At 63.1% G+C, this 19678-nt stretch carries 24 protein-coding genes and 1 tRNA gene; 13 read left to right on the top strand and 12 right to left on the bottom strand.

What is annotated here, in order from left to right; all coding sequences use genetic code 11:
• Positions 1-199: 199 nt before the first annotated feature.
• The 4 genes from N0P34_RS19850 to N0P34_RS19835 form a co-directional block, all read right to left on the bottom strand.
• On the bottom strand, positions 200-454 hold the full coding sequence (locus tag N0P34_RS19850) for a hypothetical protein (RefSeq protein ID WP_275604927.1): 255 nt from the start codon (positions 452-454) through the stop codon (positions 200-202).
• Between the two features lie 51 nt (positions 455-505).
• Positions 506-712 (bottom strand): cold-shock protein, encoded by a 207-nt coding sequence (locus N0P34_RS19845; protein ID WP_275604926.1) that lies wholly within the window; start codon positions 710-712, stop codon positions 506-508.
• 277 nt (positions 713-989) lie between these two features.
• The gene (locus tag N0P34_RS19840; protein ID WP_275604925.1) at positions 990-1694 is read right to left on the bottom strand and encodes a YetF domain-containing protein; all 705 of its coding nucleotides are present in this window, start codon (positions 1692-1694) and stop codon (positions 990-992) included.
• A 104-nt stretch (positions 1695-1798) separates the two neighbouring features.
• The gene (locus N0P34_RS19835; protein ID WP_275604924.1) at positions 1799-2038 is read right to left on the bottom strand and encodes a hypothetical protein; all 240 of its coding nucleotides are present in this window, start codon (positions 2036-2038) and stop codon (positions 1799-1801) included.
• A gap of 335 nt (positions 2039-2373) precedes the next feature.
• On the opposite strand from N0P34_RS19835, the gene N0P34_RS19830 reads away from it, so the two are divergent.
• Positions 2374-4116: a methyl-accepting chemotaxis protein gene (locus N0P34_RS19830; protein WP_275604923.1), complete on the top strand. Its 1743-nt coding sequence runs from the start codon at positions 2374-2376 to the stop codon at positions 4114-4116.
• 29 nt (positions 4117-4145) lie between these two features.
• Here N0P34_RS19830 and N0P34_RS19825 read toward each other — a convergent pair whose 3' ends face one another.
• Entirely contained in the window at positions 4146-5381 is a 1236-nt protein-coding gene (locus tag N0P34_RS19825) for a sensor domain-containing diguanylate cyclase (protein WP_275604922.1), read from the bottom strand.
• A 231-nt stretch (positions 5382-5612) separates the two neighbouring features.
• Positions 5613-5702 (bottom strand) — tRNA-Ser (locus tag N0P34_RS19820).
• Positions 5703-5929: 227 nt separating this feature from the next.
• Between N0P34_RS19820 and N0P34_RS19815 the strand changes: the two genes are divergently transcribed.
• From N0P34_RS19815 to N0P34_RS19785, 7 genes are all read left to right on the top strand, one after another.
• The gene (locus tag N0P34_RS19815) at positions 5930-6253 is read left to right on the top strand and encodes a hypothetical protein (RefSeq protein WP_275604921.1); all 324 of its coding nucleotides are present in this window, start codon (positions 5930-5932) and stop codon (positions 6251-6253) included.
• Between the two features lie 54 nt (positions 6254-6307).
• On the top strand, positions 6308-6964 hold the full coding sequence (msrA, locus tag N0P34_RS19810) for a peptide-methionine (S)-S-oxide reductase MsrA (protein ID WP_275604920.1): 657 nt from the start codon (positions 6308-6310) through the stop codon (positions 6962-6964).
• Between the two features lie 61 nt (positions 6965-7025).
• On the top strand, positions 7026-7418 hold the full coding sequence (locus tag N0P34_RS19805) for an MmcQ/YjbR family DNA-binding protein (RefSeq protein WP_275604919.1): 393 nt from the start codon (positions 7026-7028) through the stop codon (positions 7416-7418).
• 81 nt (positions 7419-7499) lie between these two features.
• Positions 7500-8390, top strand: coding sequence for a metal ABC transporter substrate-binding protein (locus tag N0P34_RS19800; protein WP_275604918.1), 891 nt, complete (start codon positions 7500-7502; stop codon positions 8388-8390).
• On the top strand, positions 8387-9256 hold the full coding sequence (locus tag N0P34_RS19795) for a manganese/iron ABC transporter ATP-binding protein (RefSeq protein ID WP_275604917.1): 870 nt from the start codon (positions 8387-8389) through the stop codon (positions 9254-9256). Before N0P34_RS19800 ends, N0P34_RS19795 begins: the two co-directional genes overlap by 4 nt.
• Complete coding sequence (locus tag N0P34_RS19790; protein WP_275604916.1) at positions 9253-10107, top strand: metal ABC transporter permease; 855 nt, start codon at positions 9253-9255, stop codon at positions 10105-10107. Before N0P34_RS19795 ends, N0P34_RS19790 begins: the two co-directional genes overlap by 4 nt.
• On the top strand, positions 10104-10946 hold the full coding sequence (locus N0P34_RS19785; protein ID WP_275604915.1) for a metal ABC transporter permease: 843 nt from the start codon (positions 10104-10106) through the stop codon (positions 10944-10946). Before N0P34_RS19790 ends, N0P34_RS19785 begins: the two co-directional genes overlap by 4 nt.
• Positions 10947-10970: 24 nt before the next feature.
• Here N0P34_RS19785 and N0P34_RS19780 read toward each other — a convergent pair whose 3' ends face one another.
• Positions 10971-11507: a DUF2306 domain-containing protein gene (locus N0P34_RS19780; protein ID WP_275604914.1), complete on the bottom strand. Its 537-nt coding sequence runs from the start codon at positions 11505-11507 to the stop codon at positions 10971-10973.
• 105 nt (positions 11508-11612) lie between these two features.
• On the opposite strand from N0P34_RS19780, the gene N0P34_RS19775 reads away from it, so the two are divergent.
• Positions 11613-12383: a LytTR family DNA-binding domain-containing protein gene (locus N0P34_RS19775; protein WP_275604913.1), complete on the top strand. Its 771-nt coding sequence runs from the start codon at positions 11613-11615 to the stop codon at positions 12381-12383.
• Here N0P34_RS19775 and N0P34_RS19770 read toward each other — a convergent pair.
• Positions 12380-13399, bottom strand: coding sequence for a rhodanese-related sulfurtransferase (locus N0P34_RS19770; protein ID WP_275607038.1), 1020 nt, complete (start codon positions 13397-13399; stop codon positions 12380-12382). The two genes, N0P34_RS19775 and N0P34_RS19770, sit on opposite strands and share 4 nt — an antisense overlap.
• 92 nt (positions 13400-13491) lie before the next feature.
• Here N0P34_RS19770 and N0P34_RS19765 point away from each other — a divergent pair, with 92 nt between their 5' ends.
• Positions 13492-14529, top strand: coding sequence for an aldo/keto reductase (locus N0P34_RS19765; protein WP_275604912.1), 1038 nt, complete (start codon positions 13492-13494; stop codon positions 14527-14529).
• 3 nt (positions 14530-14532) lie between these two features.
• On the opposite strand, the gene N0P34_RS19760 is transcribed toward N0P34_RS19765, so the two are convergent.
• Positions 14533-15423: an NAD(P)/FAD-dependent oxidoreductase gene (locus tag N0P34_RS19760; RefSeq protein ID WP_275607037.1), complete on the bottom strand. Its 891-nt coding sequence runs from the start codon at positions 15421-15423 to the stop codon at positions 14533-14535.
• A gap of 165 nt (positions 15424-15588) precedes the next feature.
• Between N0P34_RS19760 and N0P34_RS19755 the strand changes: the two genes are divergently transcribed.
• Complete coding sequence (locus tag N0P34_RS19755) at positions 15589-16188, top strand: hypothetical protein (protein WP_275604911.1); 600 nt, start codon at positions 15589-15591, stop codon at positions 16186-16188.
• Positions 16189-16190: 2 nt separating this feature from the next.
• Here the strand turns inward: N0P34_RS19755 and N0P34_RS19750 are convergent, their stop codons facing one another.
• On the bottom strand, positions 16191-16601 hold the full coding sequence (locus N0P34_RS19750) for a VOC family protein (RefSeq protein ID WP_275604910.1): 411 nt from the start codon (positions 16599-16601) through the stop codon (positions 16191-16193).
• Positions 16602-16677: 76 nt separating this feature from the next.
• On the opposite strand from N0P34_RS19750, the gene N0P34_RS19745 reads away from it, so the two are divergent.
• The gene (locus N0P34_RS19745) at positions 16678-17280 is read left to right on the top strand and encodes a TetR/AcrR family transcriptional regulator (RefSeq protein ID WP_275604909.1); all 603 of its coding nucleotides are present in this window, start codon (positions 16678-16680) and stop codon (positions 17278-17280) included.
• Here the strand turns inward: N0P34_RS19745 and N0P34_RS19740 are convergent.
• Both N0P34_RS19740 and N0P34_RS19735 read right to left on the bottom strand, forming a co-directional pair.
• Complete coding sequence (locus N0P34_RS19740; RefSeq protein WP_275604908.1) at positions 17255-18289, bottom strand: DUF2793 domain-containing protein; 1035 nt, start codon at positions 18287-18289, stop codon at positions 17255-17257. The two genes, N0P34_RS19745 and N0P34_RS19740, sit on opposite strands and share 26 nt — an antisense overlap.
• Positions 18290-18355: 66 nt before the next feature.
• Positions 18356-18577 (bottom strand): DUF1674 domain-containing protein, encoded by a 222-nt coding sequence (locus N0P34_RS19735; RefSeq protein ID WP_275604907.1) that lies wholly within the window; start codon positions 18575-18577, stop codon positions 18356-18358.
• 93 nt (positions 18578-18670) lie between these two features.
• Between N0P34_RS19735 and htpX the strand changes: the two genes are divergently transcribed.
• Entirely contained in the window at positions 18671-19654 is a 984-nt protein-coding gene (gene htpX / locus N0P34_RS19730; protein ID WP_275604906.1) for a zinc metalloprotease HtpX, read from the top strand.
• Positions 19655-19678 lie beyond the last annotated feature (24 nt).

Here is a 19678-nt window from a genome sequence, read left to right as displayed (position 1 = left end):
GAGCCGGTCTTGTCTCAGCGCCTTTGGCGCTGGCGGTTGGTGGTGCCGTTCAGGCACCCTTGCGGCGTCCCCAACTCGTAAGCGTCATTTTTGACAGGCTCATGACGAGTGGGCGCCGGTTGATCCGCCCGCCTGCGCTCGAAGCGCATGGATTTGGGGGCGGAAACTGGTTTGGCTGCCTCAGGCAGCCCCGACAGCGCTATTTCTTGGAAATGGCGATGTCGAAAACGCGTTCGGTTTCGCTGGAAGCGCTTTTGCTGGTTTCGCTCGGGGTCAGGTCGACTTCTTCGACCACCCGCTCGATCCGCTCGTTCCAGGATTTGACCCGGTAGAGAACCGGGCCAGACTCATGTGGGAGGCAATTGATCACTTCGCAAGTACCGGCTGGCCGGTTGCTGTGCCGTGGGGCAGAGCGGAGTTCCAGGATCTGGCCGACTTTGTAGCGATGCAACACGAAATGCTCCCGTTTGGGGGCGGGGACCTTGGGTCCCCGCGAAGAGACGAATTAGGCTGCCTGCAGATTGATCGCGGATTCGCGACCATCGCGACCCTTTTCAAGGTCGTAGGAAACCTTCTGGCCATCAGCCAGATCCGAAATCCCGCCGCGCTCGAGCGCAGAAACATGCACGAATGCATCCTTGCCGCCGTCATCGGGGGAGATAAAGCCAAAGCCCTTGGTGGAATTGTAGAACTTGACGGTGCCGTTGATCATAATAGCTTCTCAGCGTTTCGCTCGAGTGAATGCAAACGAGCAGTTTCTCCGCCGCACATGCGACTGGAGCCTAAAACGTTCGCAAATCGGGAGGAAAGCTAAGTAACCGACAAACTCGGTCAGATCAGGTCGCCAACAGGGGCAGAAAACGTATATCGCTATACTCTACCTCAAATACGGCCAAGTCAAGGCTCGCGTGGTTTTACGGCCGAAAGCCCGGTTTTACGGGCTATTTGGCCCTGATTTCGCCCGGTCGTGTTCAAAATAACCCGACCGGTCAGGATAAGGCGCCAGCGCGGGCGAGGGTCCATTGATCGTGCCCGCAATTGGGGCAGGGCGCCCTGTGGGGGCGGGTGACGAGACAGCCGCACCGCATGCAGGCCAAACTCTCTCCGCCTTCCGCCATTGCGGAGACGATGAGGGGTCGCTCGATCTCCCAGGGCGGCACGATGGGAAGGCCGGGTCGGGCATGGGGCGCACTCTTGAACACGGTCAGGACGCCGTCCGTTTCGACATAGGCATGTTCGACCTGTCCCAGATGCTCAATGCCGTGCTGGCGCAATTGCTGGGCCAGTTCGCTGGTGGTCAGCGCCTTGCCATCGAGGAAATGGCTGAGGATTATCCCCTCGCGAACCGCCTCCTTGGGCACCCCGTCAATGGCCCGCTCGATGCCCCGGTTGCGCGCCATGGCCATGTCCAGCCCCTTATTGGCCAGCACGACCAGGGTCACCACCGCCATGGCATGGAGAAGGGGAACTTCGGGATAGAACATGGCGTCGCCCACCGCCGACCCCAGGGCGATGACGAGGAGGAATTCCACAGTGGACAATTGGCCGATGGCGCGCCCGCCGAGCCAGCGCAGCAGCACCAGCGTATAACCATAGATGATGAGGGTGCGGACAAAAATTTCGAGGTAGATCACCGAAGAATCGTCGCCGATCAGCAGGCGCTGCCAATCGAGTTCCGTCACGCCCTGGTCCATTTTTCGCCCTCCATGGCCACCCGCAGGCCGGCCGCACGCAAATCGGCCCCGCCTGCCGCGATGTCTTGGGGAAGGCGGAGCCAAGGATCATGCCCGAAGGGGCTTCAGGTGATGACGGACTGGGTCGGTGGTGGATTGGCCTCGATGCGTTCGAGGGCGGCGCCGACGCGCTGGGCCACGTCGAGGTCGAAATCTTCATCCGGCCCCGTCCGCTCATATTTGCGCAGGTCTTCGACACTTATTCCCGCCTCGGCGGCCAAAGCCTCCGGCTCCAGACCAAGGGCGAGGCGACGATTGTGATCGCCCTTGGGCTGCCGTTGCGCGGGATCTGCTGGAAAGGTCATGGCAAAACTCCTTGCACTGTCCAGTTAAAGCCGGACGAGGGGGCAAAGGTTTCATATGGGACGGGTGGGCAAGGCGAGAGTTTTGATGGAGCGGGCAATATGGCCCGCGCGGTGCCGAAGCTCGCCCATCCTTGGCCCGGTGACGAAGTGTTAGCTATCTGTTCGCGATGATGAGATCGATTTCGATCTGCGCGCTCGGCGAGCACGTATATCCAGCGAAATATCTCCCCACCCCATGCACGCGGCCTGCTGCCTTTTCCTGGCGACGGGCGAATACGGCCTGTCATCGGCTCCGAGAGCAGTTCAGGTGCCTGGCAAATTAGGACGCAGATTTAATGGGCTTTGATTTTTTTCGCTGGAATAGGGAAAGCAAGGGCGCGAAGGCCATCGAACTATCGGCGGCGTTGAGCCGGTCGCAGGCCTTCATCGAATTCGCACCGGATGGCACGATCAAGGATGCCAATTCCAACTTCCTCTCGATCATGGGCTACCAGCTGTCAGAAATCGTCGGGCGCCACCACTCGATGTTTCTCGATGCCGACTATGGGGCCTCTGCCGACTATGCGGCCTTCTGGTCGAAACTGGCGGGCGGGACATTTCAGAGCGGCAGCTTCAAGCGAATCCAGAAAGGCGGCGCTGAAGCGTGGATCGAAGCCTCGTACAATCCGCTGACCGGGCCCGACGGGAAGGTCCATTCCATTGTCAAAGTGGCCAGCGACATCACCGAACGCCACCGCCAGGCCATCGATGCCAAGGGACAGCTGGCGGCAATTTCGCGGTCCCAGGCGGTTATCGAATTTACCCTCGACGGGCAGATCATCACGGCGAACGAGAATTTTTGCACCGCCCTCGGCTATCGCCTCGACGAGATCGAGGGGCAGCATCACCGTATCTTCGTCCATCCCGACGATCTCACAGGCCCGGGCTATCAGGAGTTCTGGCGCAAGCTCGGCAATGGTGAGTTCTGGTCCGGGGAATATCTGCGGATCGGCAAGGGGGGCCAGGAGGTCTGGATCCAGGCCTCCTACAATCCCATCTTCGATGCCAGTGGCAGGCCCTACAAGGTGGTCAAATATGCGACCGATATCACCGCCCGCAAGCAGGCGGTCAACACTCTCAGCCGCGCGCTCGATCTGCTGGCGAAGGGCGATCTGAGCCACACTATCGAGCAGAGATTTCCCGAGGAATTGGACGAGGTGCGTCTCGCGTTCAACAGAACGGCCGCCCGGTTCAGCAATATCGTCGTGCAGCTGCGCGAAACGACGGGGGCCTTGCGCTCGGCAACGGCAAAAATTCTCTCGGGTGCCAGCGATCTGGCAGAGCGCACGAGCCGGCAGGCTGCCGCGCTCGAGGAAGTCGGGTCGGTGGTCGAGCAATTGTCGCAGACGGTGCGCGCCAATGCGCAACGCGCCGAAATGGGGCGCATCAACGCACGCGCTGTCTATGAGGGCGCCGCGGAGACCGGGCAGGAGATCGGAAACGCCAATCTGGCGATGGAACAGATTACGGCGCGGTCCGCGCAGATCAAGACCGTCATCAAACTGATCGACGACATTGCCTTCCAGACCAATTTGCTTGCGCTCAATGCCTCGGTAGAGGCGGCTCGCGCCGGGGATGCGGGCAAGGGCTTTGCCGTCGTCGCGCTGGAAGTGCGCCGGCTGGCGGGGTCCGCGGCGGAAGCGTCCCGGGAAGTCAAAAGCCTGATCGAAAAATCGGGCGAGGCCGTGTCGCTCGGACAGGGCCTTGTCTCTTCGGCGACGGCCCAGCTCGACAGCATGGTCGCCCAGATTGGAAAGAATGCGCAATTGATGGAAGACATTGCGCGCGCCAATAGCGATCAGGCCGCCTCCATTGCGGAGGTGAATATCGCAGTGCGCCAGATGGATGAAATGACCCAGCGCAATGCGGCGTTGGTGGACGAGACCAATGCCGCCATCGCCCGGACCGATGAGCAGGCAAGTCGTGTCGACGGGCTGACGGAGATTTTCATCGTTGGCGGGCAAACCGCTTTCCGCCATGTGCCGAACCCCGTGCGGTCCGGGCGTGCGACGATGCAGATTGTGCGTCCGCACCGCTGAAGCTGTGGCGCCGACGCTCTTGCGTGAAATCAGGAAAAGACGGCTTCGATGGAGCTGTCGGTTCGGCTCGTCAGTGTGCAGGCATATTTTTCCGCTGAGCCCTTGAGCAACAGCTCGAACTGCTCGGGTAGGATCGCCGGGAGGGAGATGGCGATTTCGGCGCCGTTTTCCCACAGGCTGCGCACGGTGCAGTCATAGGTGGAGCGGCCACCATTGAAGATGATCTGCCCGGCCTTCAACACGCGGCGCCGGTTTTTCTTTTCGGGCTCGTTTGCAGCGGCGGCGCTGCAAACCCGGTCCCGGCCGCTACGTTTGGCCTGATAGAGGGCTTGGTCGGCCCGGTTGAGAAACGTCTCGATATCGTCCGACGGCCCCAGTGCCGCAACGCCGAAGGAGGCTGTGACGGCAATCGGCGGATTGCTGCCCGGGAAGCGCAGATCCTTGACGAGATGGCGCAGTTTCTCGGCGACATTGACGGCAGTTGCCAACTCGGTCTGCGGCAGGAGGATCGAAAACTCCTCCCCACCGACACGGCCGATGCAATCGCTTTGGCGCAGCCCAGTCTTGAGCGCGTTCACTGCGCCTGAGAGGACCTTGTCGCCCGCAGCATGTCCGTAAGTGTCGTTCACCCGTTTGAAATGATCGATGTCAAAGGCGATGCAGCTGAGCGGAAGCGCGTGTCTATTGGCCAGGGACAGGTGCTTTTTCACCTCTTCCTTGAAGGCGCGACGACTGCTGGCGCCGGTGAGGACGTCGGTTGCCGCCTCCTGGCGCAATTCAAGCTCGCGCATGACCAGAGCGGCCAGATGCATGAGGATCGCCGTCTCCCGCTCGCCGAACTCGCGCATGGTCGTGTCGATGGCGCAGACCGTGCCGATGACCAGCCCGTCATGCGTGGTGATGGGCGCCCCCGCATAGAACCGGATGCGCGGGCCATCGACCACGTGCGGATTGTCATAGAACCGGGGGTCCTTGGTCGCGTCCGGCACGATGACCTGGTGCCCCAGCGTCAGGGTATAACGGCAGAAGGTGCTATTGAGGGATGCTTCGGAAGTCCCCAGGCCAAACACCGATTTGTACCATTGGCGGTGGCCGTCGATCATGGAGACGATCCCGATCTCCACGCCGAAGATCAGCCTTATGAGGTCGGCGATACGGTCGAACCCCAACTCCGGGGGGGTGTCCAGAATGTCGAGTTGATGCAAAGCGGCCAGACGCTGCTCATCGGCACTTACCTTGTCAAAAGCTTCCGGTTCTAACCGCATGCGATCTCCTGAATGCAAGCATGGCGCGCGCGAGTGAGCGCTGAGCAGAATCACAGCCAGCCGGTCTTATATGCACCTTTTCGCCGCCGACCAGTTGGATCGCTGCAGATAGGGTTGCCCACAGATTTCCCCAGACATGGGAAGGCGGATCGTCGTTGCGCAACTGCCTACCTGCACAGGCCCCTCGGGCGCAGCAGTCGGGGGTCAAATCGGGCCGATAATACAGGGAAATGGCGGAGAGAAAGGGATTCGAACCCTTGAGACGGTTCCCCGCCTACACACTTTCCAGGCGTGCGCCTTCGACCACTCGGCCATCTCTCCGCATCGCTTTGGGACGATCCGAACCGGATCATCGAACCGCCTGGAATGCGGTTGCGAGCGAGGCGCAATATACTGATGATCTTTCCCGGCGCAAGGGAGGAGTTCAGCCTTGTCACGATTGTTTTTATCGGACCCTCTCCACCTTGTGAGAGGGGCGCCGAACGTGTCAAAAGGTTGGGCCGGCTCGGGGGCGGGGATGGCGCCTGGCTCAAGAACAGGATTGGTGCATGCGTTTGGCCTTGAGACTATTGGGCACCTGGCTGATTGCCCTGGCCGTGGTTTTGCTTGTCATCGACGGAACAAAGTCCCTGGCCGCCAACACCGTGCTCTTTGCCCAATTCGGACAGGTCTGGACGGGACTGCACGCGCCTTCGCTCGAGACCGTTCACAGCTTTCTGGGCAGCCGTTTCTTTGCCGATCTGCTTGGGCGGCTCTTCGACACGATCCTCACCTATCCCGCCTTTGCGGTGGTCGGTGTGCCCGGAATTGTCCTGGCCCTGATGGGCCGTCGGCCGCGCCGCGAGCGTTTTTTGCGCCAGAGCGAGATCTGACCCCTCGCGAAACCGGCCCCGACACCCCATATTATGCGGCGAAAGGAGACAAAGATGTTCTTCCGCACCAAGCCGACCGCCATCCCCAGCGCCGCCGAGGCCCTGCCGGGCCGCCCCCAGGAGATGGATGTCGCCTCTTCCCATTATGTGAATGGCGCGCCGCTCAAGGGACCCTATCCCGAGGGCGCCGAGACCATCTATTTCGGCCTCGGCTGTTTCTGGGGCGCCGAGCGCCTGTTCTGGCAATTGCCCGGCGTGATCGTTACCGCCGTGGGCTATCAGGGCGGGCATACGCCCAATCCGAGCTATGAGGAAGCCTGCACCGGGATGACCGGGCACACCGAGAGCGTCAAGGTCGCCTACGACCCCAGGATCATTCCGCTCGAAACCCTGCTGAAGACCTTCTGGGAAGAGCACGACCCGACCCAGGGCATGCGCCAGGGCAATGATGTGGGCACGCAATATCGCTCGGCCATCTATACGACGACGCCGGAACAGGCCGAGATCGTCGCCGCCAGCCGCCAAGCCTACCAGGCCGCCCTGCGCCGGCAGGGGCTGGGCGATATCACCACCGAGATCGCGCCGGCGGGGCCGTTCTATTATGCCGAGACCTATCACCAGCAATATCTGGCCAAAAATCCCAATGGCTATTGCGGGCTGAATGGCACCGGGGTGTCCTGCCCCATCGGGCTCGGCGTTGCCGCCCAGTAGAATGCGCCTTGAACGGTCCGCTCCGCGGGCCGTTTTTTTTTGATTTGATCGATTGCCGTTCATGCCGCCCGATTATCCCGACATCATGCGCCGCGCCCCCTTCGAGGCCTATGTGCTCAGCCTGCCTGCCACGACGCTGGTGCGGCAGTGGCGGGACGATTCGGTCGCCAAAATCGGCGGGCGCATCTTTTGCCTGCTCGACAAGGATCCCGGCGAGGTCTGGCTCAAAGTCTCGGACCTGGCCTATCCGCTGCTGACCGAACTCGAAGGCATCCGCCCCGCACCCTATTTCGCCCGCGCCGGCTGGGTGGCGATCTCGGCGGAAAGTCCACTCACCGAGGACGAAATCAAGGCCTATATCGCCCGCGCCCATCGCCTCGTGGCGGCGCGGCTGACGCGAAAAATCCAGCGTTCACTGGGCCTTGAAACTCTTTTCGACGGGGCCGCGTTCTAGAAAACGGATCGGCATCAGACGCTCTTGCGAATGATTTGCAATTGCACTACGGTCGGGGCAGTCGAAATTCGGAGGAAATTGATGGACTATCTTCGGCACCTCGCCTTGCCTCTTATTGCAGCGCTTGCCCTGTCTCTGCCCGCAGGCGCCCAGGACCGGGTCAAGGCGGTCACGAGCTTCACCATTCTGGCCGACATGGCGGCCAATGTTGCCGGCGACGTCGCCGATGTGGTGTCGATCACCAAGCCGGGGGCCGAGATCCACAATTACCAGCCGACCCCGGGCGATCTCGTGGGAGCCCAGGACGCCGACCTCATCCTCTCGAACGGGCTCAATCTCGAGCAATGGTTCGCCCAGTTCCTCGACAATCTTCCAAACGTGCCGAGCTTCGTTCTGACCGAGGGGATCGAGCCGATCGGGATCGGCGAGGGCCCCTATGAGGGCAAGCCCAATCCCCATGCCTGGATGTCGCCCTCCGATGCCTTGATCTATGTCGAGAACATCCGCGCCGCCTTTGCCGAAGTCGATCCGGCCAATGCCGAGATTTACGCCGCCAATGCGGCGGCCTATGCCGAAAGGATCACCGCCACCGTCGCGCCCATTCGCGAACGCCTGGCCGCGATCCCCGAGGAAAAGCGCTGGCTGGTCACGTCCGAAGGCGCCTTTTCCTATCTGACGCGCGATTTCGGCCTCAAGGAACTCTTTCTCTGGCCGATCAATGCCGACCAGCAGGGCACGCCGCGCCAGGTGCGCCAGGTCATCGATGCGGTGCGCGAGCACAATATTCCGGTGATCTTCTCGGAAAGCACGATCTCGTCGCGGCCGGCCGAGCAGGTGGCGCGCGAAACCGGCATTGCCTATGGCGGCGTGCTCTATGTGGATTCGCTCTCCGAGGCCGACGGCCCGGTGCCGACCTATCTCGACCTGCTCGCGGTCACCACTTCAACCATTGCAACCGGACTTAGCCAATGAGCGCCTCCCCGGGCATTGCCGTCAACGATATTACCGTCGCCTATCGCAACGGCACGACCGCGCTCAAGCATGCCAGTTTCACCAGCCCGCGCGGTTCCATCACCGCGCTGGTCGGGGTGAATGGGGCGGGCAAGTCGACGATCTTCAAGGCCATCATGGGGTTCGTCCCCGTGGTGGCCGGCTCCATTTCCATTCTCGGCGAGACCGGGCAGAAGGCCCAGCGCAACAATCTCGTCGCCTATGTGCCGCAAGCGGAGGAAGTGGACTGGAATTTTCCCGTCCTCGTCGAGGACGTGGTGATGATGGGCCGGTTCGGCCACATGAATTTCCTACGCATGCCGCGGCCGGTCGACCGCGAGATGGTGGCCTCGGCCCTCGCCCGGGTCGATATGACCGCCTATGCCAAGCGCCAGATCGGCGAGCTCTCTGGCGGCCAGAAAAAGCGCGTCTTCCTCGCCCGGGCGCTGGCCCAGGAGGGGGAGGTGATCCTCCTCGACGAGCCCTTCACCGGGGTCGACGTCAAGACCGAGGAATCCATCATCGCCCTGCTGCGGGCCCTGCGCGACGAGGGCAAGGTGATCCTGGTTTCCACCCACAATCTGGGGTCGGTGCCCGAATTCTGCGACCGCACCGTCCTGGTCAAGGGTACGGTCCTGGCCTATGGCCCGACCTCGGAAGTCTTTACCCGGGAATTGCTCGAAGAGGCTTTTGGCGGGGTGCTCCGCCATTTCGTGCTGGGCGGGCCGGGCCTGCATGCCGACGACGACCCGAGGCGGGTATCCGTGCTCTCCGACGATGAACGTCCGCTCGTGCTCTATGGCGAAAACGGCAAGATGACCCATCAGCAGTCGAGCAGCGAGAAATGATCGAGACCCTGCTCGAACCCTTTTCCTACCACTACATGGTCAATGCCATGTGGGTGTCGGCCCTGGTCGGCGGCATCTGCGCCTTTCTCTCGGCCTATCTCATGCTCAAGGGCTGGTCGCTGATCGGCGATGCGCTGAGCCATTCCATCGTTCCGGGGGTTGCGGGCGCCTATATGCTGGGCCTGCCTTTTTCGCTCGGCGCCTTCTTTTCGGGCGGTCTCGCGGCAGGGGCCATGCTGTTCCTCTCCCAGCGCACCAAGCTGCGCGAAGACGCGGTGATCGGGCTGATCTTTTCGAGCTTTTTCGGCCTCGGCCTGTTCATGGTGTCGCTCTCGCCCACGCCCATCGACATCCAGACCATCGTGCTCGGCAATATCCTCGCCATCACCCCCGAGGACACCCTGCAACTGGTGATCATTTCAGGCGTCACGCTCGCGGTGATGCTGGTGATCTGGAAGGATCTCATGGTCACCTTTTTCGATGAAAGCCATGCCCGCTCCATCGGCATCAAGACCGATTGGCTCAAGCTGATTTTCTTCACCCTTCTGAGTGCCGCCACGGTTGCGGCCATGCAGACGGTCGGCGCCTTCCTTGTCATCGCCATGGTCGTCACGCCGGGCGCCACGGCCTATCTCCTGGCCGATCGGTTCCCCCGGCTGATCCTGATCGCCATTGCCGTCGGCGTGCTCTCGAGCTTTTTCGGCGCCTATCTCAGCTATTTCCTCGACGGCGCCACGGGCGGCATCATCGTGGTGTTGCAGACAGCGGTATTTCTCACCGCCTTCTTCTTCGCCCCCAAGCACGGCATGCTGGCGGCACGGCGCCGGGTTGCGCGGGAGACGGCACAATGACCCCGGACATTGCATGGTATGAAATGGCCCTCTGGCCGTTCCAGTTTCCCTTCATGGTCCAGGCCATGATAATCGCCGTGCTGGTTGCGGTGCCGACGGCGCTGCTCTCCTGCTTCCTGGTCCTCAAAGGCTGGTCGCTGATGGGCGACGCCATCTCCCACGCCGTGCTGCCGGGCGTGGTTCTGGCCTATATTGTGGGGCTGCCGCTCGGTGTCGGCGCCTTTATCGCCGGCATGGTCTGCGCGCTCAGCGTCGGGTTCTTGAAGGAGCATAGCCGGATCAAGGAAGACACGGTGATGGGCGTGGTGTTCTCGGGCCTCTTCGGCCTCGGCATCGTGCTCTTTGCCGCGATCCGCACGGATATCCATCTCGACCACATTCTCTTCGGCAACATCCTCGGCGTGGGCACGGCGGACCTCATCCAGACCGGCATCATTGCGCTCGTGGTGACTGTCATTCTCGCCGCCAAATGGCGCGACATCATGCTGTTCATCTTCGACCCCCAGCAGGCGGGTGCCATCGGACTTTCGGTGCGGCTCCTGCACTATGGTCTCCTGGCGATGATCGCGCTCACCATTGTCGGGGCCTTGCAGGCCGTCGGCATCGTCCTCGTCATCGCCATGCTCATTGCGCCGGGCGCCATCGCCTTCCTGCTCACCCGCCGCTTCGGCGTGATGCTGTGGCTGGCGGTGGCCATTTCGGTCGGCTGCGGGCTGGTCGGGGTCTATCTCAGCTTCTTCATCGACAGCGCCCCGGCGCCCACCATCGTGCTGCTGATGAGCGCCTGCTTTATCGGGGCGCTCATCCTCACCAGCCGCCGCACCACGGCGGTGGTATGACGCCATAACGCTTCCCGGCCGGGCTCAGGCCCGCCGGAGAAGGCGGATCGGCAGGCCAAAAGGCAGCTTGCCGCCCCCGGCGCGCCGCACCAGCCAGATGACGAAGACACCGGTTGCGATGGAGGCGAGGATAAAGATCGCACTCTCAACCGGGCCGGCCCCCTCCGGCCCGAAGACCACCCGGTTCATGATCCGGCCGGGCATGAAGGTGAACCAGCCGGTAATGGCGAGAGCCGCCAGGTAGAGGATCTGCATGGTCCGCATATGCCGCACGATCTGGCGCTGGCGGGCAAAGCGCACGGCCTGCCACAGGGCCGCAAGCGTCAGGATCGAGAGCAGGTGAATGGGGCTGAACAGCCCGAACATGCGCAATTCCCAGATGAAGAAGGAGGTGACGCTGATCGTCACCATGGCCCAGACCCAGACCATGCCGAGACGCTTGTGCGTCTTGTCGCCCTTGCGGCGGAACAGCACCACCCCGCCGAGGAAAAAGGCGAGCGCGCCGGCATAGGCATGCAACTGGATGATCGGGTGGGCGGAGAGGAGGGGCTCGAGCGACATGGCGGTTTTCCGGAACGGGAGCGGGCAGGGTCTTGCGGACCGGCGCTTCCTTCGCCATGGGTGGGTTGAGCTCAAGATCAACTTCGCGAACGACCGGACGCCGTCGTGAAATCACCTCTCCTGCACTTCGCGCTTCGTGAAATGCGCGCCATTCTCACCGCGCCGCAGCGCTGGCTTGCCATGGCCGCCGCCATAGCCCTGCTGACGCTGTCGGGTCCCTTCGGCACGCTCGACTATCCCTTGACCACAAGGCTGGTCTATTGGGCCATCGTGGTGGTCGCCTCCTATGTCTGCGGCCACACCGGCGGCGCTATCGCCGGGGAATTTCTCAGCAAGACCATGGCCGTGCCGCTGCGCATCTGTCTCATCGCGCTGGGCAGCTCCGTGCCCGCCAGCCTTGTGGTCGTCCTCGCCACCTATTTCGCCGAACCGCAGGGCATGCCCAATCCGCTGGTGCTGTGGTTCTACGTCTTTGCGGTCTGCCTCGCCTATGTCGGGCTGCTGGTCACCATGAAGCCGAGGCCGGAAAATGCGACGAGAGCGGAGAGCGCCGAGCCCCGGCAACCCGCCCTGCTCGATCGGCTGCCGCGCCATTTGCGGGGACGCCTTCTGCATCTCGAAGTGTCCGACCACTATGTCGAGATCACCACCGACAAGGGCAAGAGCATGGTGCTGATGCGCCTCGCCGATGCCATGCGGGAGACCGCACCGGCCCCGGGCCTGCAGGTGCATCGCTCCCATTGGGTGGCGCTCGACGCCGTGCGCAAATCCTTCCGCCAGTCCGGCAAGCCGGTGCTGGAGCTCGAAGATGGCGCGATCATTCCCGTCAGCCGCAGCTATGCCGCGGCCGTGAAGGCGGCCGGGCTTTTCGCCTAGTCGGCCTTGTTGCGTTCGCGCGAGGCTTCGGCCTGCGCGCGCTTGGCGGCCTTGCGTTCGGCCGCGATCCGCGCCGCCTCATCGCCGAGATGCGCCACGCCCTTCTTCCGGCCCAGCTCCATCTGCCTTTGGCGCTCGGCGGCGGCCGCATGCTTGTCGGTCTCGCCGACGCAATGGGGGCAGCTGACGCCTTCGGCATAATCGGAGCTGGCGCGGTCAGCCGGCGTCAGCGGATGGCGGCAGGCGCGGCAGAGTGTGGCCGACCCGAGTTCGAGCCCGTGGCCGACGGAAACGCGCTCGTCGAACACGAAGCATTCGCCATTGAACCGGCTCTCTTCGGCCGGAACGGTCTCGAGATATTTCAGAATGCCGCCCTTGAGGTGGAACACTTCCTCAAAGCCCTGGCCCAGGAGATAGGACGAGGCCTTCTCGCAGCGAATGCCGCCCGTGCAGAACATGGCGACCTTCTTGTCGCGCTGGGGATCCAGGTTCTGCGCCACATAGTCCTTGAACTCGACAAAGCTCTGCGTGGCCGGATCGATGGCGCGCTGGAATGTGCCGAGCCCCACTTCGTAATCATTGCGGGTGTCGACCAGCACCACGTCATTGCGCTCGATCAGGGCGTTCCAGTCCTCGGGCTCGACATAGGTGCCGACCTGCTTGCTGGGATCAGCCTCGGGGGCGCGCAGGGTGACGATCTCGGTTTTGAGGCGCACCTTCATGCGCAGGAACGGCGCGGTTTCGGCAAAGGAATATTTCACCTCGGCGCCGACCAGCCGGTCATCGAACGGGCCGGTGACGAAGAGGTAGTCCGCCAGCGCGTCGATCGCCTCCGGGCTGCCCGCAACGGTGCCATTGATGCCCTCGGGCGCGAGGATCAGCGTGCCCTTGATATCCCGGCCGCAGCAGAATTCGGCGAGCGGAGATTTCAGCGCTTCGGCATCAGGCAATTGGGCGAATTTGTAGATCGCCATAACCTTGTATGGATGATTGGGCTGGGGCACAGTGGGGGCCATCTTGGCGTCGATCCTTGTCATCGCGCCGCTCATAGCATTGCCGGCACCCGGCGTCACGGGGCCAGGAAAGCAACACATCGGGAGTAAGTTTGATGACTTATCGCGCGGATAACGCACGCTATGACAGCATGGTCTATCGCCGGGCAGGGCGGTCTGGCCTCAAGCTGCCGGCGATCAGCCTCGGGCTCTGGCAGAATTTTGGCGGCACGCGCGACTATCCCTCCGCCATGGAAATCCTGGGCTATGCCTTCGACCAGGGCATCACCCATTTCGACCTCGCCAATAATTACGGGCCGCCGGCCGGCTCGTCGGAGGAATTGTTCGGGCAGGTGATGGCGCGCGATTTTCGGCCCTATCGCGATGAGATGATCATCTCGACCAAGGCGGGTTATAATATGTGGCCCGGGCCCTATGGCGAATGGGGAAGCCGGAAATATCTGCTCGCCAGCCTCGACCAGAGCCTCAAACGCCTGGGGCTCGACTATGTCGACATCTTCTATTCCCACCGCTTTGATCCCGACACGCCGCTCGAGGAAACCATGGGCGCGCTCGCTCATGCAGTGAAATCGGGCAAGGCGCTCTATGTGGGGATCTCATCCTACCCGGAAGCCCAGACCCGCGAAGCCCATCGCCTCCTCAAGGAAATGGGCGTCGCCACGACGCTCCACCAGCCCAGCTATTCCGTTCTCAACCGCTGGATCGAGAACGATCACACCATCGATGCCTGTGGCGACCTCGGCATCGGCGTGATCGCTTTCTCGCCGCTGGCGCAGGGCGTGCTGTCCGGCAAATACAATTCCGGCAATGTCGCCGGCACGCGCGGGGAAAACCCGCAGGGCTCGCTGCGCGCCAGCCATATCGAGCCGCGGGTTCTGGCAGCGGTGGATCGACTGGGCGAGATCGCTGCCGCCCGTGGCCAGACCATGGTGCAATTGGCCCTGGCCTGGGTGCTGCGGCGCCCCGAAATGACCTCGGCGCTGATCGGCGTGCGCACGCTCGACCAGCTCAAGGACAATCTCGGGGCGCTCGACAATCTCGATTTCAGTCCCGAGGAGCTGGCCGCTATCGACGACGCCACGCGGGACGGGCTGATGGAATTGCAGCCCCGTCCACAAGGCTGGCTGCGCTGAGGCCTAGGCCAGCATCGAGCTTTGCGCGCCCATGGCCGCCAGCGAGGCGGACGCACTGGCAAAGCTGATCGAATGCATGCCGCTGACGAGATCGCCGGCGGCATAGATGCCGGGCCGCGAGGTGGCGCCCTTGTCGTCGACCGCCAGCATGATGCCGGTCGGCGTCTCCTTGGTTGCGAGCCCCAGCTGCGTATGGAAATCGGCAGAAGGCCGGTTGCGCGGATGGGCGTAGAGCGCGTCGAGTTGGATTTCTGCGCCATCGGCCAGGAGGACGCTGCGCAGCTGTCCCTTGTCGTGTTCGATAGCAGTCAGCCTTGCGTCATGGATCTTGATCCCACGCATTTCGAGCCTGCTTCGCTCCTCGGCGTTGAGGCTGTGGCCATCGAGGAAGAGGGAAATATCGTCCGTCCAGTCGCCATAGAGCGATGTGGCATGAAGCGACATGGGCGAGGAATAGACCAGCCCCCAGCGTTTGCCCGCCACTTCAAAGCCATGGCAGAAGGGGCAATGGATCACCGTCTTGCCCCAGCTCTCGGCAAAGCCTGGAATGGGCGGGAAGTCGTCGACAATGCCATGGCTGAAGATCAGCCGGCGCCCCGCGATGGTTTCGCCTGACGCCGTTTCGATCTGGAAAGCATCGGCTTCGCCCGACACGCTGTCGGCCCGCGCCGAGACCAGTTTTACACTTGGATAGGCCTGCAATTGGTGGCGCGCCTTGTGCAGGAGTTCTGCCGGCGGCGTGCCGTCATGGCCCAGAAAATTATGTGCCGCCTCGGCATAGCGGTTCCGGTTGAGCCCGGTGTCGAGCACAATGACCCGGCGGCGCGCGCGCCCGAGCTGCATGGCGGCGGCGAGCCCGGCAAAGCTGCCTCCAATGATGACGATATCCTGCATGACGATTTCCTTCTCGGGACCGGAACGGTCGTACTGCGCAGCCGCGCCGATGAACCCGTTCACTATATCGTAACAATAAATGTTACGTGAGATCGTCGATGTCAAGGTGCGGTTCCCACAGGGCCGCGCTTGGCTTAGACTGGCGCGGTTCTTCGGGAGGAAACCATGCGTCGTCTGGCCGCCAGTTTCGTCGTCGCCCTCTGTGCAATGGGCCCCGCCCAGGCTTTCGATACCGAAACGGAGGCGGTCTTGTCCGGCCTCAAGATCGGCAAGCGCCTGCCCAACGCTGCCGTGGCCACGCTGATGCGCGCCTCGGAGCGCTGGTGCTATTTTGAAGCCGATGGGCAGTGCCGGTGGACGGATATCTATCTCGATGTGACACCCGAGGGCGCGCGCTTCGAGATCGGCAATGCCTGGGACGATACGGTCGACATCTATTTCGTCGACGAGGGTGAATTCCGCGACGATGTCTTTATCTGCCAGTCCGGCAATGGCTGGGTGGCCAGTGTCCGCGCCATGTCCCGCGAGGATGGCAAGCCCCTGGGCGGGCGCGAACTCGATGCGCTCAAGCAGGAGATCGCCGGCGGCCTCGGCGACCAGAATGCCTGCTTCGACTATATCCTAGAGGCGGTGGATGCGGATGGACAAACCGTCACCCTGCTGCAACGCCAATATCGCGATGGCGTCACCGAACCGGCCGATGACGCTCCGGTGACGATCCATTTCGATCCCGCCGAGGCGCGGACGCTGGGCCTCGCCTTCTGAGCTCAGCCTTGCTGCGCGGCAAGCCAGTCCGCATCCGGCTCGATGGGCGTGATAATGTCGATGAGAATGCCATTCGGGTCGGCGACGATCACATGGCGCTGGCCGAACACCTCGTCGCGCAGGGGCTGGGCAATCCGCACGCCCGCCGCTTCGAGCACGGCAGCGATCTCCGCCGCGTCGTCCACCTCTAAGGAGAGGATGACGCCCCGCGTCGGCTCACGGCCCTCGGGCGGAATGGACTCATGGTCATAGGCGATAATGGCCAGCTCGTGCCCGGCGGCGGATGGTCCGCGCAACTGCACATACCAATCGCTCTCGAAGACCGGGGCAAAACCGAAATGGTCACGGTAAAATTCGGCGGTCGCTGACACGTTGCGAACCTGGATCAACGGGTAAAGGCTGGTGAATTGCATTTCTATCCTCCTTGCCAAGGGCGAGACTTAGATACAGACTGTATGTATCAATGTGATTAACATACAGGCTGTATGTATGCAAGACGCAAAGCGAACGCAGGAAGAACGCCGCGCGGCCACCCGTCAGGCGCTGCTGGCGGCGGCCCGCGCCATCTTTGCGCAAAAGGGCTATGCGGCCACCTCGACGCCCGAGATCGTGGCTGCGGCCGGGGTAACGCGCGGCGCGCTCTACCACCATTTTGCCGACAAGCAGGCACTGTTCGGCGCGGTGGTCGAAGCCGAGCACGAGGCCGTTGCCATGGCCATTGGCAGCGCCACGGAAGGGGTGGGCGCTCCCCCCGACACGATCGATGCGCTGGTGGCCGGGGGCAATGCCTATCTCTCGGCCATGCAGGCGGAAGGACGCCGCCAGATCATGCTGGTCGATGCCCCCTCGGTGCTGGGCCGCGCGGCCGTCGACGCCATCGACGCGCGCCATGGCCTGCGCAGCCTTATCGAAGGCGTTCAATGCGCACGGGACGAGGGCACGATCTCGCCCCTGCCCACAGTGCCGCTGGCCTATCTTCTCTCGGCGATCTTCGATCGCGCGGCGCTGGCCCCCGCCGCCGAGCTCGATGCCTATCGCGCCGGGGTCGAGGCCTTGTTGCGCGGGCTCAGGCGCGTGCCTCCAGCGCAGTGATCCGCTCGGTCAGCGCCTGTACCGCCGCAATCAGCGGCGCAATGAACTGGTCATAGCGCAGCCCCAGCGGGCTCTCGGGATCGTGGGGATCGGCCAGCACCAGCCCGCCAAATCCGCTGACGCCGGTGCTGGCGAGCGCGTCGGCTACCTCTTGGGCAATCAGCCCATACTGCACGCCAGCCTCGCCCTCTTTCCAGCGGAAGCGGACCGGATTGAGCGAACAGACGAAGTCGAGACCGAGATCGGTCGGAAAGATATCGGTCTTGTGCCGCCGGTCCGAGGTCTGGATCGTGCCGGTCGCCGACCAGATCGACGACCAGCGCGCGGTGCCGCTGCCAAGGCTCTGGGCATTGTCGAGCGCCGGCCGCAGGCCGCCGGCCAGGGTCACAGTGGCGGTCGTGGCATCAATGGTGATGGCATTGCTCCAGCTCACGCCGTCGGCGCTGACCTTGATGCGCCAAAGCGTATCGCCCATCAGGCCCATTTCGGCGTGGCCGGTCCAATTGCTCTGGAAGAGGAGGCTCGCGGTCTCGTCGGCATCGGCCTTGTTGATCTTGAGCTGATGCCCCGCACCGTCATGGCTGAAAAGGCTGGCGTCACTGGCGATAGCCAGCCGGTTGGTGCCATCCGCCGAGGCGTTGATGCCCAGTTGCGGCAGGCCATCGCCAATGGCGGCTACCGCCACCCACTGGCTGCCGGAAAAGATCTTCAACGTGCCGCTGTCCCGGTCGAAAACCTGCCAGCCCGGCGCCGGATCGTAAAAGCGCCAGGCGCCCGATTGAAAGGCAGCGATCTCCCCGCCATGCCCGGCCCAGGCGCCCGACGCGCCGATGGGGACGATGAATGCCTCGCCGGGCAGGGGCGTTGCGGGCGGAATTGTGGGGCCCTCGGCCTCCACCACGGGCTGCACCAACATGTCGAGCCGCTCCAGCGCCTCGTTATGGGTGATATATTTGAGCGCCTGCCCGGAAAGAATATAGGGCAGGTCGAGGCGGGCGGTCTGGTCCATTCTCATCTCCTTGAGCTGGAGGCCAGTGTGGCGCGGCCCCGTCGCCCGGGGAGAAACGGGAAAGGCTCAAAAATCCGAGGTCAGTCCCTTGATCTCCCAATCGCCATAGCGGCCCGGCTCGAGCCCGCCCCGCCCGCCCTTTTCCTTGGGCGCCATGGCGCCTGCCGCGTCGATGGCGAGGCGCCGCGCCTCGGCTTCGGCCAGGGCGCGCTGGGCGGCCGGAGTCAGGATGCGGGGCGGGGATTCCTCTTCGATCGCATCGATGGGCGGATTTTCGTTGTCACTCATGGGTTTTTCTCGGCTTAGATCCTGAGGCGCGCTTGCGCGGAACCATTCGGCTTCCAACATAATTGCCCAAGTTCTCCAACCCAAGGGGTCGAGATGTTTAATACGTTCCGCACTTTCGTGCTCCTGGCCGCCATGACGGCCCTGTTCATGGTGGTCGGCTACTTTATCGGCGGCACGAGTGGGATGGTCATGGCGTTCATGTTCGCGGCCGCCACCAATCTGTTTGCCTTCTGGAATTCGGACAAGCTGGTGCTGCGCATGCAAAACGCCGTGCCGGTCGAGCGCAGCCGCGTGCCCGAACTCTATGACATGGTCGATATTCTCTCGCGTCGCGCCGGCATTCCCACTCCGGCCGTCTATGTCATCCAGTCCGACCAGCCTAATGCCTTTGCCACCGGCCGCGACCCGAACAATGCCGCGGTTGCCGTCTCGACGGGCCTCCTCCGCCAGCTCGAGACCCGCGAAGTGGCGGGTGTCGTGGCGCACGAATTGGCCCACATCAAGAACCGCGATACGCTGACCATGACCATGACGGCGACCCTGGCGGGCGCCATTTCGGCATTGGCCCAGTTCGGCCTTTTCTTCGGCGGCGGCAATAATCGCGACAATCCGCTGGGCGGCATCGGCGCGCTATTGATGGTGTTCCTCGCCCCGCTCGCGGCCATGATCGTGCAGATGGCGGTCAGCCGCACGCGCGAATACGAGGCCGACAAGCTCGGCGCCGAGATTGCCAACGATCCGCTGGCCCTGGCCTCGGCGCTCCACAAGATCGCCTCCCTTGCCGGCCGCCAGGTCAATGTCGCGGCCGAGCGCAACCCGGCCATGGCGCATATGTACATCATCAATCCCCTCTCGGGCGCGCGGATGGACAACCTCTTTTCCACCCATCCCGATACCGGTAATCGCATCGAGGCGCTGCGCAGGCTTGCGGCGGAGATGCAGCTGAACGATAAGGGGCAAAGACCCGCACCCCGCCCCACCCCCGCTTCGAGCGGCCGTGACATTGGTGGTGGCTGGCGGGTACCGACCGCCGGCCGCACCGAAGATGACGGCGGTACGCGCGGTCCCTGGGGATGATGCGCGGCGCGCCTGGCGTGTCGC

Origin of the sequence: Devosia sp. FJ2-5-3 (genome assembly GCF_029201545.1) — a bacterium.
GTDB lineage: Bacteria > Pseudomonadota > Alphaproteobacteria > Rhizobiales > Devosiaceae > Devosia.
This window is presented reverse-complemented; position numbering and strand designations above follow the sequence as displayed.